Raw genomic sequence first — 13,490 nt, forward strand, 5'->3', positions numbered from 1 at the left:
AACCCAATCTGTGGATAACTCAGGCCAAAGTAACCATCCTGCGCGGGCACCAAAACAGCCGAAAACGCCCGGATTTACGGTTCAACCTGCCTAAAGGCTGAAAAATGGAGCAATGTGCCCAAGTTGGCGCAAAGCTGGTCCCTATACGCGTCGGGACTGTGCAGAACTTATCCCTCCGCGCGCAGGCCCGCGACGTTTCCAATGACGAAGACGGCCGGCGGCTGAATCTTTTCCTCCTCGACCACGGCACCTAAGGCGGACAGCTGGGTGCGCACCACGCGCTGGCCGGACAGGGTGCCCTCCTGGATGGCGGCGACGGGGGTGTCGGCGGGGAGGGAGGCATCGATGAGCGCGGTGGCAATCGCGCCGGCGTTGCGCACGCCCATGATGACCGCCAGGGTGGCCCCGGAGCGGGCGAGCGCCTCCCAGTCGACCAGGGAGCGCTCGTGGCCGGGCGGCAGGTGCCCGGAGACCACCGTCATGGCGTGCACCATCCCGCGCTGGGTCACGGGGATGCCCACGGCCCCCGGCACGGCGACGGCGCTGGTGACCCCGGGGATGACCTCGCAGCTTAAGCCGGCGGCAGCCAGCGCCTGGACCTCCTCGAAACCGCGGCCGAAGACGAAGGGATCCCCGCCCTTGAGGCGGGCGACGCGGCGGCCGGCGCGGGCGTGGGAGATGAGCATCTCGTTGATCTTGTCCTGCGACGTCTGGCGCTTGTACGGCAGCTTGGAGACGTCGATGAGCTCCTTGCTGGCGATATCGCAGAGCTTATCCAGCTGCGCGGTCGGGCCGAGGTGGTCGGCCAGGATGACGTCGGCATCCTGCAGGGCGTGCATGCCGCGCACGGTGATGAGGTCCCAGGCGCCGGGGCCGCCCCCGATGAGCTGGACGGGATGAACAACAGTGTTTCCGGTCATGATGTCGAAATAGTATAACCGGCGCTACTAAGGTGAGAAACCATGGAGAGCACACAGTGGACCCCGGAGCAGGTGCGCTTTTTCGACATTGCGCACGAAGGGGCGCAATTACGCGCGCTCGCCGGCCAGGTGGCGGGCCTGAATGAATATCTGGCCGGCCTGCGCCCGCGCTCGGTCGTGGTGCTGGCCACCGACCAGGTCGCCGCCGCGGCCGCCCGCGCGATCGCCCAGGTCTACCAACCCCAGGCCGCCTGCCCGGTGGTCGTGGCCCGCGCGCTGCCGGCCTACGTCGGCGCCCTGGACATCGTGCTGACGGTGGGGGAGGCCGCGGACTGCGAGTGGGTATCGCGGGCCCTGCTCACCGCCCAGCAGCGCGGCGCCGCCACGGTCTTTGCCGGCCCGCCCGGGCCCCTGGCCGACGACGTCGCTGACGATGCCTTCTTGTTCACCGCCCTGCCCAACGTCTCCGGCCCCGCTCCGGCCCGCGCCGCGGGCGCAGTCTGGCTGGTCCTGGGCGGCGACCCGCAGGCCCTGGACGAGGCCGCCGCTGCCGTCGATGCCGAACTGGCCGCCTGCGCCCCCGACCGCAGCGCGGATACCAACCCGGCCCGGCAGCTGGGCGCCTTCACCGCGCAGGCAGGTGGCAGCGGGGTGATGCACTCGGCGCCGGCGGGGGACCGGGTGGGTGAGGCGGTGGCATCGGTAGCCGCGGCGGTTTGGGCCACGCGCGGGCGCTCCGGGACCGTCGTGGAGGCCGCCCAGCTGCCGCAGGCCCTGGACGGCGCCGACACACAGGCGGCTGACGATATCTTCTACGATCCTTTTATAGATGGTGCGCTAACCTGGAGGGTGATTTTCTGGGGGCAGGAGGAGGCGAACCTGCCCCATAGCCTGGCTGTCAACGCCGCCGAGGGAAGCGAATTCTCCCGGGCGCTGCAGCTTTTCACGCGCGCCTATGCCGCGACCGCCTTTGATGAATGAGGAAAAGGACCCATAAACCGCATGAAGTTGCTCGATAGTTCGGTGCGTAACTATTCGTGGGGATCCAAGACCATGATCCCGCAGCTCTTAGGCCAGCCGGCGGGGGACAACCCCGTGGCCGAGCTCTGGTTCGGTGCCCACCCGGCCGCCCCGGCGACGCTGGACGGCACGCGCCTCGACGAGGTCATCGCCGGCGACCCGGAGACCCACCTGGGCCACCGCGTGCGCAGCACACACGGCGACCGCCTGCCCTTCCTGCTGAAGCTGCTGGCGGCCGAGGACGTGCTCTCGCTGCAGGCGCACCCGTCCAAGGCCCAGGCCGAGGAGGGCTTCGCCCGGGAAAACGCCCAGGGCGTGGCCCTGGACTCGTCCCAGCGCAACTACAAGGACGACAACCACAAGCCGGAGCTCATCGTCGCCCTGACGGAGTTTTATGCCATGGCGGGCTTTAGGCCGCTGGCGCGCACGCGCGAGCTCTTCGCCGCGCTGGATTGCCCCAGCCTGGAGCGCTACCTGTCCATGCTCGACGACGACCCCGCCGCCGAGGGCGCCAGCCTGCGCGCGCTGTTTACCACCTGGATCACCATCCCGGCGGGCGTGCGCAAGGAGCTCATCGCGGACATCGTGACGGCGGGCGAGCGCCTGGTCGCCGCCCCAGCCCCGGGCACCCCGGAGTGGATCGTGCGCGACGTGCGCACCGTGCTGGGGATTAACGAGCAGTACCCCGGGGACATCGGCGTGCTGGGCGCGCTGCTGCTCAACCACATCGTGCTGCAGCCCGGCGAGGCCGTCTTCCTGGCGGCCGGCCAGCTGCACGCCTACGTCCACGGCCTCGGCGTGGAGCTGATGGCCAACTCGGACAACGTGCTGCGCGGCGGGCTCACGCCGAAGTACGTCGACGTGCCCGAGCTGGTCAAGGTGCTGGATTTCCAGGCCGTCGCCGACCCGCAGGTCCACCCGGGGCACGCGAACCCGGCGGCCGGCTGCGAGGTCTTCGACTACCCGGTGCCCATCGACGAGTTCTCCCTGCGCCGCTACGCCCTCGATGCCGGCGCGCAGGCCACCGTCGAACTCGACGGGCCGGCCATCGTGCTGTGCACCCGCGGCGACGGCGCCACCGCCGGCGGTGTCCGCCTCACCCCGGGCCGCGGCGCCTGGGCCCCGGCCGCCGATGGCCGCGTCAACTTGGCAGCCGGCGATAGCCCGGCGGAATTCTTCGTCGCCAGCGTCTAGGAGCCAAACGCTCTAGCGCCAGGCGCCTAAGCTGCAGGCGGCCCTAGCACCGGGCGCCTTGAGCCCCGGGCGCTTTTAGCGCCGGCGCGCCCAGTGCCGCCGCGCTTAGTTGTTGCCCGGCTCGCCCGCGGTTTCCTCCGTGGGCTCGGGCGCGTCGCGGGTCTCGCCGCGCTCTTCGGCCGGCGGGGCCTGCTGCTGTGCCGGCTCCGGCAGGAGATCGGAGATCTGGATCTCCAGGTGGCCGTTGTTCTCTTCGGCCGGCAGGCCCGGGATGGTCGGGGAGGGCGCGGGCTGGTTCGGGCTGCTGGGCTGCGGCTCGGTGGTCGTCGACGGCTCCTCGCTGGTATCCGGGCGGGTAGTCGGCGCGGGCTGGGTCGGCTGTCCCGGCTGCGTCGGCTGAATCTGCGTGCCCTGCTGGCCCGAATTCTGCGAGCCCTGCTGACCTTGCTGACCCTGCTGGTTCTGCTGGCCCTGGGACGCGGAGAGGTTGTCGGGGCGGTAGTACGTCGTCGGCGCGGCGGGCGCGGTCTGGGCGTCCACCACGGAGTTGGGGGCCAGGAACGGATCGTTGGCCTGCGGGGCCGAGAACTTGGCGTCCTCGCGGGAGCTGTGCTGGTTGCCGTCGTTGTCCTTCGCGTCGTCGCGATCGCGGCGGTCGGAAGGCGCGGTGCTGGACGTGGAGCTCGACGAGGTGGTTGCTTTCTCCTCGGAGCTGGTTAGCTGCTTGTTGGCCACCGGCGTGGCATTATCGTCCATGGAAGAGGATTTGGGCGCACCGAGGTGCCAGACGCTCACCCCGACGCCGGCGGCCACGAGCAGGCCCACGACGACGAAGATGACGACGCGGCGCGTATCAGTATTCACCGTGCGGTCCCCTTCCATGGTAACAAGTCGATAACAACAGTACCATGCACTTTAACGTCTGATACCCGACTTCCGCTAGTGCGGGAGCCAAATTCACCTTGCGAAGGAGATCACAGTGAGCACCTGGGACGAAGAGATTTTCACCCGCGACAGCAACACCGATTTTCTCGATGAGCTGTCTGCCCTCGAAGAAGAGGAGGTCGTAGAAGCCGTGCGGGACGCCGTTGTCCTCGCTGCCGATTCCGCCCAGCCCACCGACGAGGAGCTCGCCAACGGCCTGGCCGCCGCCACCATCGCCGCCATTTGGTCGGGCGCGCCGTTCAGCGCCGGCGACGTCGTGGCGGAGTACCCGTTCATCCGCTCCCTGGCCGGCAGCTCCGACGAGCAGCTCAACGAAAAGGCCGCGGAGCTGCTGGAAACGGCCGAGCCGGGCGAGGCGGGCGACGCCGACATCGAGCCCTTCCTCGAGGCCCTGGCTTAAAGGAGAAGGTGACGCACTGCTGTGATTATTGCCATAGAGGGCATCGATGGCGCGGGCAAGAACACGTTGGTGGCCCGCCTGCGCGAGGCCATCAGCCGGGAGATCCACACGCTGGCCTTCCCGCGGTACGCCGACTCCATCCACGCGCAGCTGGCCCAGGACGCGCTGTACGGCCGCATGGGGGATATGACGGACTCGGCCTACGCGATGGCCACGATGTTCGCCCTGGACCGCTGGGGCGCCAAGGAGCAGCTGCTGGCGGCCCACCGCGCGCCGGAGGTGTGGGTGCTGGACCGCTACGTGGCATCGAATGCGGCGTATTCGGCCGCGCGCCTGCAGGATGACGCGGTGACGGACTGGGTCTATAACCTGGAGTTCGAGCGCCTGGGCCTGCCCAAGCCGCACCTGCAGGTCTTCCTGGACACCGACGTCGAGCTGGCCGGGGCCCGCGCCCAGGGCCGCGCGGCTGACGATGCCACCCGGGCCCGCGACGCCTACGAAAAGGACGCTGGCCTCCAGGCCCGCACCGCCGCGGCCTACCGCGCGCTGGCCGACCGCGAGTGGGCGGCGCGTTGGATAGCTACAGCCGATAGCGATATGATTATTCAAGCTGTACGACAACTGGTAGGGGAGAAGTAGTGGCACCGACAATCCTGGTGGTCGATGACGACCCGGCGATCTCGGAGATGTTGACCATCGTCTTGGAGTCTGAGGGCATGGAGCCCATCGCCGTGACCGACGGCAACGACGCGGTGCCCATGTTCCAACGCCACGACCCGGATCTGATCCTGCTGGATCTGATGCTGCCGGGCATGAACGGCGTGGACATCTGCCGCAGCATCCGCCAGGTCTCCTCGGTGCCGATTGTCATGCTGACCGCCAAGACGGACACCGTCGACGTCGTGCTGGGCCTGGAGTCCGGCGCGGACGACTACATCACCAAGCCGTTCAAGCCGAAGGAGCTGGTGGCCCGCATCCGCGCCCGCCTGCGCCGCACGGACACCGCGACCACGGAGATGATCGAGGTCGGCGACCTGGTCATCGACGTGCCCGAGCACACCGTGACCCGCCGCAACGCGGACGGGAGCTCCCGCGAGCTGAACCTGACGCCGCTGGAATTCGACCTGCTGGTGGAGATGGCCCGCCGCCCGGGCCAGGTGCACACCCGCGAGGAGCTGCTGGAGAAGGTCTGGGGCTACCGGCATGCCTCCGATACCCGCCTGGTCAACGTGCACGTCCAGCGCCTGCGCGCCAAGATTGAGCACGACCCGGAGGATCCGCAGATCGTGCTGACCGTGCGCGGCGTGGGCTACAAGGCCGGCAAGCCGGCCGGCGCCGAATAAGCCGGGGGAGTAACTGCCATCCTGGACCGCTTCAGACAATTCCGCGACTCCGCCATCCAGTGGTGGCGCACCTCGCTGCAGGTGCGCGTCATCGGCCTGATCTTTATGGCCGCCACCGTGGTGATGGTCATTTTGACCTACGCGCTGGTCTCCGTGCTGACCTCCCGCCTGGTGGATCAGAAGCAGGACGTCGCCCTGCAGGAGCTGGAGCGCGCCCGGATCGCGGTGGAGCAACAGATCGCGGCCACGGGCACGGCCAACTCGGTGCAGGTGCGCATTAACTCCGCGCGCGCCTCCCTGACGCAGCTGGGCTCCCAGAGCGGCGAGACGCAGGCCTCCTACGAGCCGGTGATCGTGGTCAACGGCTCCGACGGCTCGGTGACCACCTCGCCGGAGGGCTACCGCATCCCGACGGAGCTGCGCAACGGCGTCTCCCACGACCAGGTGATGGTCCAGTACGCGCCCATCGACCACGGGGATGGTACCAAGTACAACGCCATGATCGTCGGCACGCCCACCGAGTCCGACATCCCGGACACCCAGGTCTACCTGGTGATGAGCATGGAGTCGGAGGAATCCACGCTGGCGCTGATGCGCGGCCTGCTCTCGGCGGCCGCGGTGGTGGTCATCGTGCTGCTGGTGGGCATCGCCTGGCTGGCGACCCAGCAGGTGATTACGCCCATCCGCTCGGCCTCGCGGATTGCCCAGCGCCTGGCGGCCGGCCACCTGCGCGAGCGCATGGCCGTCGAGGGCGAGGACGAGATGGGCAGCCTGGCCCAGTCCTTCAACGACATGGCCAACAAGCTGTCCAAGCAGATTACACAGCTGGAGGAATACGGCGACCTGCAGCGGCAGTTCACCTCCGACGTCTCGCACGAGCTGCGCACCCCGCTGACCACGGTGCGCATGGCCGCGGACATGATCGCCGCGAACGCGGACAGCCTGGATATTTCCACCCGCCGCGCCAGCGAGCTGATGAGCCGCGAGCTCGACCGCTTCGAGGAGCTGCTGGCCGACCTGCTGGAGATCTCGCGCCACGACGCCGGCGTGGCCGACCTGTCCACCAACAAGCTGGACCTGCGCAACTGCGTGACCGCCGCCTTCGGGCAGGTCGATCACCTGGCCGACGAGCTGGGCGTGGCGGTCAACCTGCACCTGCCGGACGAGCCCATCAACTTCGAGGGCGACGACCGGCGCGTCCAGCGCATCCTGCGCAACCTTTTGGCCAACGCCATCGACCACTCGGAGGGCAACCCGGTCGACGTGCACCTGGGCGCCAACGACACAGCCGTGGCCGTGACCGTCACCGACCAGGGCGTGGGCCTGAAGGAGGGCCAGGAAGAACTGGTCTTCAACCGCTTCTGGCGCGCGGATTCCTCCCGCAAGCGCCACTCGGGCGGGACCGGCCTGGGCCTGGCCATCGCCCGCGAGGACGCCGTGCTGCACAGCGGTACGCTGGACGCGACGGGCACCTTAGGCCGCGGGTCCTGCTTCCGCCTGATCCTGCCGCGCGTGCCCGGCGAGGCCGTGGAGGAGGCCCCGCTGGACCTCTACGTGCCGGAGCCCACGCCGCTAGCGGACCCGAAGGCCCCGAATGACCCGAAGGGAGGTCAGCCGTGATGCCACAGACCCACCGGCGCTCGGCCAGCACGGCCAGTCCGGCCCGCGCCGTCGTCGCCGTGCTGGCCGCGACCTCGCTGACGCTTTCGGCGTGCTCGACGCTGCCGCAAAACTCCAGCCCCAAAGTGCTGCACTCCTTCGAGCCGGCCGCCACCCCGGAGCCGTCCATGGGCCCGCGCGCCGGCGAGGAACCGGACCTGCTGCTGCGCGACTTCTACGCTGCCTCGGCGCTGCCGGCCGGCGATTATTCCGCCGCGCGCTCCTTTATGACCGAGGAGGCGGCCGGGGACTGGGACCCAGACCAGCAGGTGCTCATCGTGGACTCGCTGGACATCATCACCAACGCCGAGGCGGATTCCACCGAGGGCGGCCGCAGCTTCAACGTGCGCGGATCGGTCATCGGTACGCTCTCGGAGGGCGGGTCCTATACCTCCGAAAACGGCGACTTCGAGGCCCAGATCCATATGACCCAGGTGGACGGCGAGTGGCGGATCTCGGACCTGCCGGAGGTCGTGGTCATCGAGCGCACGGAGCTGCGCAACCGCTACCAGCCGCACTCCCTATTCTTCTACGAGCACACCGGCCAGGCGCTGGAAAGCGACCGCCGCTGGCTGTCCACGGGCCAGGAGTCCCTGGACACCGAGCTCATCACCCTGCTGCTGCAGGGCCCGGCCGAGGAGCTGGCGCCGGCGACGATGTCGGTGGTGCCGCGGGAGGCCAACTTCGGCGGCATCGAGGACGGCGTCTACCACTTCACCGGCATGTCGGATATGAGCCAGGAGGACCGCACCCGGTTCGCCGCCGAGCTGGTCTGGACCCTGTCCACCGCCGGCATCCCGGGGCCCTACCGGGTCGTGGCCGACGATGCCCCCTTGGTCGAAGGCCTCGACGAACTAACCACCGACGACTTCGCGGACTACAACCCGAAGGCGAACACGGACGCGGCCACCTCGCTGTACGCGGTGACCAACGGCAACGTGGTGCGCCTGAGCGGCAACGAGACGCAGCCGCTGAACAACCCGGCGGCGAACGCCGGCAACGTGGAGTCCGCGGAGATCTCGGCGGAGGAGACGTTCGCGGCCGTGCGCAAGAAGGGCGCGGATAAGACCCAGCTGGTGCTGGGGACGCTCAACGGCGACGTGGCCGAGTCCTTAGAGGGCGAGAGCATTACCCGGCCCACCTTCGGCATTACCGGCCGGGGCGCGTGGGTCGCGGTCGACGGCAAGAAGATCTACCGCGTGGTGCGCTCGACCACCGGCGAGGTGAGCGAGCAGCAGATCAACGCGGACGCGCTGGATGGCATCGACGGCGAGATCTCGGTGATGCGGCTGTCGTCGACGGGCGCGCGCGTGGCCTTCATCATCGGCGGCGCGGTCTACTCCGGCGTGGTGGCGCAGGAAACCGACGGCGACTACCGGATCGTCAACGTGCGCGAACTCGCCTCGGAGCTGGGCCGCAACGCGCTGTCGCTGGACTGGCAGCCGGACGGCTCGCTGGTGGTGGGCACCTCGTCCACGGAGACGCCGGTCTGGCGCATCGAGCAGGACGGGTCCTCGCTGACCACGCTGCCCAGCGGCAACATCACCGCCCCGGTGGTCTCCGTCGCGGCCTCGCCGACGACCGTCTATCTGACCGACGCCAACGCCTTGCTGCGGCTGCCGTCCGGCGAGTCCGACTCCGTGTTCTGGCGCGAGGTCCCCGGCCTCCAGGGCGTGCGCGCGGCCCCGATCGTGGGCAACTAGGCGGCGCGCGATGGGGGTCTGGCAGCAGGTCGGGGAGCTGCTAGTCCCGCGCGCCTGCGCCGGGTGTAAGGCCCCGGGCCAGGTGCTGTGCGCGGCCTGCCGGGAGCACCTGCGCACCCCGCCGCACCGCGTTTCCCGCCGCACGCTGCTGGACCCGCCCATCTTTGCGCTGGGCCCGTACTCGGAGATCCGGCGCAACCTCATCATCCAGATGAAGGAGTACCACAACCGGGCGGTGCGCCCGTACGCCGGCGCGGTCATCGCCGCCGGGTTGGAGCAGCTGGTGGCCCAGGGCGTGCTGCCGCCGCGGCTGGTGGTGGTGCCGGCGCCGACGCGGGCATCGTCAGCCAGGGCCCGGGGCGGGGACCCGGTGCTGCACATGTGCCAGCACGCGGCCCGGCTGCTGGGCGACGGCCTGCCGCTGACCGTGGTCAACTGCGCGCGCCTGCGCCGCGGCGTGGCCGACCAGTCGCGGTTGAACGCGGACCTGCGGTGGGCGAATATGCGCGACGCCGTGGCCGTCGATGCCGACCCGCGGCTGGTGGGCCGGGCCACCGTCGTGGTCGACGACGTGGTGACCACCGGCGCCACCCTCATCAACACCGCCGACAAGTTGCGCGCGGCCGGCGCGCTGGTGCGGGCGGGGCTGGTGCTCGCCGACGCCTAGAGGGGGACTGGCGTGGGGGTGAACAGAAATGTAATTCCAACCTTTGGTGGGGAATGGTTATGACCACTGGTATGATGAGGGGTGTCACAGGTTGAGGTTTGAGCCTCCGGATTCACACGGTTTCCGCCGGTGGATGACCGGGGTGGGGATCTCAGCAGGACGAGTCCAATAGTCCCCCGGGGGCGCCGGGATTGCGCGCCCCCAGCCAAATCTAGGGAGGCAAGTCAATGACCGAGCCACAGGCCACCAACGCACAGGTAACCATCACGGGACGCAACGTGGAGGTGCCGGAGCACTTCCAGGAGCGCGTCACCGGCAAGCTGGCCAAGATCGAGCGGCTGGATCCGACGCTGACCTTCTTCCACGTCGAGCTGCAGCACGAGCCGAACCCGCGCCGTGACTCCCAGTCGGACCGTATCCAGATCACCGCCACCGGCAAGGGGCACATCGCCCGTGCGGAGGCCAAGGAGGATTCCTTCTACGCCGCGCTGGAGACCGCCCTGGCCAAGATGGAGCGCTCCCTGCGCAAGGTGAAGGTCCGCCGCGAGAACGTCAAGTCCGGCCACCGCGCCCAGAAGGGCACCGGCGAGATCGCCGCGGAGATGGTCGCCGAGGCCGAGGCCGAGCGCAACGCCGCTCCGGCGAAGGAAGATCGCTACGTCGATCCGTACGCAGACTCCATCGAGGAGCAGCGCCCGGGCCAGATCGTGCGCACCAAGGAGCACCCGGCCAACCCGATGACCGTGGATGATGCTCTGAGCGAGATGGAGCTGGTGGGCCACGATTTCTACCTGTTCATCAACTCCGAGACCCAGCAGCCGGCGGTCGTCTACCGCCGCCACGCCTTCGACTACGGTCTTATCACCCTGACCGAAGACGCCGAGGGTGCGCAGGCTAACAACTAGCTAGCCCATCCTGCGCCCAGCTGCCCGCCCGCCGGGTGCTGGGCGCTTTTTCGTGTCTTTTTGGGCCGGGGCGGAGATAGTGAGACCGCCTCTGGTGGGTACAATGGCACGGAGTTAACTAGTTTACGTGTCGCGACAAAGAAGGAAACTACTACGTGTTAGGACTTTCGAAGCTGCTGCGTGCCGGCGAAGGGCGCACCGTCAAGCGCCTGGAAAAGATGGCCGACCGGGTAATCGCCCTGGAAGATGAGTACGCCGCCCTCAGCGACGACGAGCTCAAGGCCAAGACTGACGAATTCAAGCAGCGCCTCGCCGACGGCGAGGAACTCAACGATATCCTGCTGGAGGCCTTCGCCACCGTCCGCGAGGCGGCCTGGCGCGTGCTGCAGCAGAAGCACTTCCGCGTCCAGCTGATGGGCGGCGCGGCCCTGCACTTCGGCAACGTCGCCGAGATGAAAACCGGTGAGGGCAAGACCCTGACCTCGCTGCTGCCGGCCTACCTCAACGCCCTCGAGGGCAAGGGCGTGCACATCGTCACGGTCAACGACTACCTGGCCAAGCGCGACGCGGAGATGATGGGCCGTGTCCACCGCTGGCTGGGCCTGTCCGTGGGCGTCATTCTCTCCGAGATGCGCCCGCCGGCGCGCAAGGAGGCCTACGCCTGCGACATCACCTACGGAACCAACAACGAGCTGGGCTTCGACTACCTGCGCGACAACATGGTGCGCAGCCTGAACGACATCGTCCAGCGCGGCCACAACTTCTGCATCGTGGACGAGGTGGACTCCATCCTCATCGACGAGGCCCGTACCCCGCTCATCATCTCCGGCCCGGTGGACGGCTCCTCCCAGTTCTACGGGGTCTTCGCGCAGCTGGCCCCGCGCATGCGCGAGGGCATCCACTACGAGGTCGACCACAAAAAGCGCACCGTCGGCGTGCTGGAAGAGGGCGTGGAATACGTCGAGGACCAGCTGGGCATCGATAACCTTTATGCCCCGGAGCACTCGCAGCTGGTGTCCTACCTCAACAACGCGCTGAAGGCCAAGGAACTGTTCACGCGCGACAAGGACTACATCGTGCGCAACGGTGAGGTCATGATCGTCGACTCGTTCACCGGCCGCGTGCTGGCGGGCCGCCGCTACAACGAGGGCATGCACCAGGCCATCGAGGCCAAGGAAAACGTCGAGATCAAGAACGAGAACCAGACGCTGGCCACGGTCACGCTGCAGAACTACTTCCGTCTCTACGACAAGATCTCCGGCATGACCGGTACCGCCGAGACCGAGGCCGCCGAGCTGCACTCCATCTACGGCCTCGACGTGGTGCCTATCCCGACCAACAAGCCGAACCAGCGCCAGGATCACTCCGACCGCATCTACAAGACGCAGGAGGCCAAGTTCGCCGCGGTGGTCGACGACATCGCGGAGCACGTGCAGAACAAGCAGCCGGTGCTGGTGGGCACCACCTCCGTGGAGCGCTCCGAGTACCTGTCGCAGCTGCTGGACAAGCGCGGCATCGACCACACCGTGCTCAACGCCAAGCACCACGAGGAAGAGGGCAACATCATCGCCCGCGCCGGCCGCCCGGGCCAGGTCACCGTCGCCACCAACATGGCCGGCCGCGGTACCGACATCGTGCTGGGCGGTAACCCCGAGGTCATCCTGGACATGAAGCTGCGCGAGCAGGGCCTGGATCCCTTCGAGGACGAGGAGAAGTACCAGGAAGCCTGGGATAACCACATCGAGGAGGAGAAGGAACGCTCCAAGCGCCTGGGCGACGAGGTGCGCGAGGCCGGCGGCCTCTACGTGGTTGGTACCGAGCGCCACGAGTCCCGCCGTATCGATAACCAGCTGCGTGGCCGTACCGGCCGCCAGGGCGATCCGGGCGAGACCCGCTTCTACCTGTCCATGCGCGACGAGCTCATGGTGCGGTTCGTGGGCCAGTCCATGGAGAACATGATGAACCGGCTCAACGTGCCGGACGATGTCCCGATCGAGGCCAAGATGGTCTCCAACTCCATCAAGGGCGCGCAGGCCCAGGTGGAAAACCAGAACTTCGAAATGCGCAAGAACGTCCTGAAGTACGACGAGGTGCTAAACGAGCAGCGCAAGGTCGTCTACGGCGAGCGCTACAAGATCCTGGACGCCGGCGACATCAAGGACAACATCCGCTCCATGATCGACGACACGGTTTCGGACTACGTGGCCGCGGCCACCGCCGCCGGCTACGTCGAGGACTGGGACCTGGACAAGCTCTGGCAGGCCCTGGACTCCCTCTACGGCCCGTCGGTCAGCGCCGAGGAACTGGTGGACGGCTCCGAGTACGGCTCGCCGGGCGAGCTGAGCGCGGAGCAGCTGCGCGACGCCCTGACCGACGACGCCCAGCACCAGTACGACGAGCTGGAGGAGAAGATCTCCGCCATCGGTGGCGAGAAGCAGATGCGCAACACCGAGCGCATGGTCATCCTGCCGATCATCGACCAGAAGTGGCGCGAGCACCTCTACGAGATGGACTACCTGAAGGAAGGCATCGGCCTGCGTGCGATGGCGCAGCGCGACCCGCTGGTCGAGTACCAGAAGGAGGGCGGCGACATGTTCCGCGCCATGAACGAGGGCGTGAAGGAAGAGACCGTCCGCCAGCTCTTCCTGCTGCGCAAGCAGTTCGCGACCGAGGAAGAAAACGCCGAGTCCGGCTCCGCCTCTGAGGCGTAGAGAAGCCTCACCCCGCTAGGAAA

General features: G+C 68.1%; 12 protein-coding genes. 10 read left to right on the forward strand and 2 right to left on the reverse strand.

Annotated elements, in window-relative coordinates; all coding sequences use genetic code 11:
* Nucleotides 1-167: 167 nt before the first annotated feature.
* Nucleotides 168-920 carry a uroporphyrinogen-III C-methyltransferase gene (gene cobA / locus ACEE23_RS07890; RefSeq protein WP_368520170.1) on the reverse strand — a complete coding sequence of 251 codons (753 nt, stop codon included), beginning with the start codon at nt 918-920 and terminating at the stop codon, nt 168-170.
* A 42-nt stretch (nt 921-962) separates the two neighbouring features.
* Here cobA and ACEE23_RS07895 point away from each other — a divergent pair, with 42 nt between their 5' ends.
* Both ACEE23_RS07895 and manA read left to right on the forward strand, forming a co-directional pair.
* Complete coding sequence (locus ACEE23_RS07895; protein ID WP_368520171.1) at nt 963-1,901, forward strand: hypothetical protein; 939 nt, start codon at nt 963-965, stop codon at nt 1,899-1,901.
* Nucleotides 1,902-1,922: 21 nt separating this feature from the next.
* Nucleotides 1,923-3,134, forward strand: a complete 1,212-nt coding sequence (manA, locus tag ACEE23_RS07900; RefSeq protein ID WP_368520172.1) for a mannose-6-phosphate isomerase, class I — start codon at nt 1,923-1,925, stop codon at nt 3,132-3,134.
* Nucleotides 3,135-3,239: 105 nt separating this feature from the next.
* Here manA and ACEE23_RS07905 read toward each other — a convergent pair whose 3' ends face one another.
* Nucleotides 3,240-3,998: a hypothetical protein gene (locus tag ACEE23_RS07905; RefSeq protein ID WP_368520173.1), complete on the reverse strand. Its 759-nt coding sequence runs from the start codon at nt 3,996-3,998 to the stop codon at nt 3,240-3,242.
* 115 nt (nt 3,999-4,113) lie between these two features.
* Between ACEE23_RS07905 and ACEE23_RS07910 the strand changes: the two genes are divergently transcribed.
* The 8 genes from ACEE23_RS07910 to secA all read left to right on the forward strand — a co-directional run bounded on the left by ACEE23_RS07910 (nt 4,114) and on the right by secA (nt 13,467).
* A complete protein-coding gene (locus ACEE23_RS07910; RefSeq protein ID WP_448872956.1) occupies nt 4,114-4,479 on the forward strand; it encodes a DUF4259 domain-containing protein in 366 nt (121 codons plus the stop codon).
* Between the two features lie 21 nt (nt 4,480-4,500).
* Nucleotides 4,501-5,118, forward strand: coding sequence for a dTMP kinase (locus tag ACEE23_RS07915; RefSeq protein ID WP_448872954.1), 618 nt, complete (start codon nt 4,501-4,503; stop codon nt 5,116-5,118).
* Entirely contained in the window at nt 5,118-5,822 is a 705-nt protein-coding gene (gene mtrA / locus ACEE23_RS07920; protein ID WP_368520176.1) for an MtrAB system response regulator MtrA, read from the forward strand. The genes ACEE23_RS07915 and mtrA overlap by 1 nt, the downstream gene beginning before the upstream one ends.
* A gap of 105 nt (nt 5,823-5,927) precedes the next feature.
* Nucleotides 5,928-7,442: an MtrAB system histidine kinase MtrB gene (mtrB, locus tag ACEE23_RS07925; protein WP_448872958.1), complete on the forward strand. Its 1,515-nt coding sequence runs from the start codon at nt 5,928-5,930 to the stop codon at nt 7,440-7,442.
* The gene (lpqB, locus tag ACEE23_RS07930; RefSeq protein ID WP_368520242.1) at nt 7,442-9,184 is read left to right on the forward strand and encodes an MtrAB system accessory lipoprotein LpqB; all 1,743 of its coding nucleotides are present in this window, start codon (nt 7,442-7,444) and stop codon (nt 9,182-9,184) included. Before mtrB ends, lpqB begins: the two co-directional genes overlap by 1 nt.
* Nucleotides 9,185-9,194: 10 nt before the next feature.
* Nucleotides 9,195-9,851 carry a ComF family protein gene (locus ACEE23_RS07935; protein ID WP_368520177.1) on the forward strand — a complete coding sequence of 219 codons (657 nt, stop codon included), beginning with the start codon at nt 9,195-9,197 and terminating at the stop codon, nt 9,849-9,851.
* Between the two features lie 227 nt (nt 9,852-10,078).
* On the forward strand, nt 10,079-10,756 hold the full coding sequence (hpf, locus tag ACEE23_RS07940; RefSeq protein ID WP_368520178.1) for a ribosome hibernation-promoting factor, HPF/YfiA family: 678 nt from the start codon (nt 10,079-10,081) through the stop codon (nt 10,754-10,756).
* A 155-nt stretch (nt 10,757-10,911) separates the two neighbouring features.
* The gene (gene secA, locus ACEE23_RS07945; protein ID WP_368520179.1) at nt 10,912-13,467 is read left to right on the forward strand and encodes a preprotein translocase subunit SecA; all 2,556 of its coding nucleotides are present in this window, start codon (nt 10,912-10,914) and stop codon (nt 13,465-13,467) included.
* Nucleotides 13,468-13,490: the final 23 nt, after the last annotated feature.

The organism is Corynebacterium sp. 32222D000AT, from assembly GCF_053546955.1.

Coding starts and splice junctions, on each gene's coding strand:
- manA (WP_368520172.1), top strand. CDS start 1,923: ATGAAGTTGCTCGATAGTTCGGTGCGTAACTATTCGTGGGGATCCAAG.
- ACEE23_RS07935 (WP_368520177.1), top strand. CDS start 9,195: ATGGGGGTCTGGCAGCAGGTCGGGGAGCTGCTAGTCCCGCGCGCCTGC.
- ACEE23_RS07895 (WP_368520171.1), top strand. CDS start 963: ATGGAGAGCACACAGTGGACCCCGGAGCAGGTGCGCTTTTTCGACATT.
- cobA (WP_368520170.1), bottom strand. CDS start 920: ATGACCGGAAACACTGTTGTTCATCCCGTCCAGCTCATCGGGGGCGGC.
- hpf (WP_368520178.1), top strand. CDS start 10,079: ATGACCGAGCCACAGGCCACCAACGCACAGGTAACCATCACGGGACGC.
- lpqB (WP_368520242.1), top strand. CDS start 7,442: ATGCCACAGACCCACCGGCGCTCGGCCAGCACGGCCAGTCCGGCCCGC.
- mtrB (WP_448872958.1), top strand. CDS start 5,928: ATGGCCGCCACCGTGGTGATGGTCATTTTGACCTACGCGCTGGTCTCC.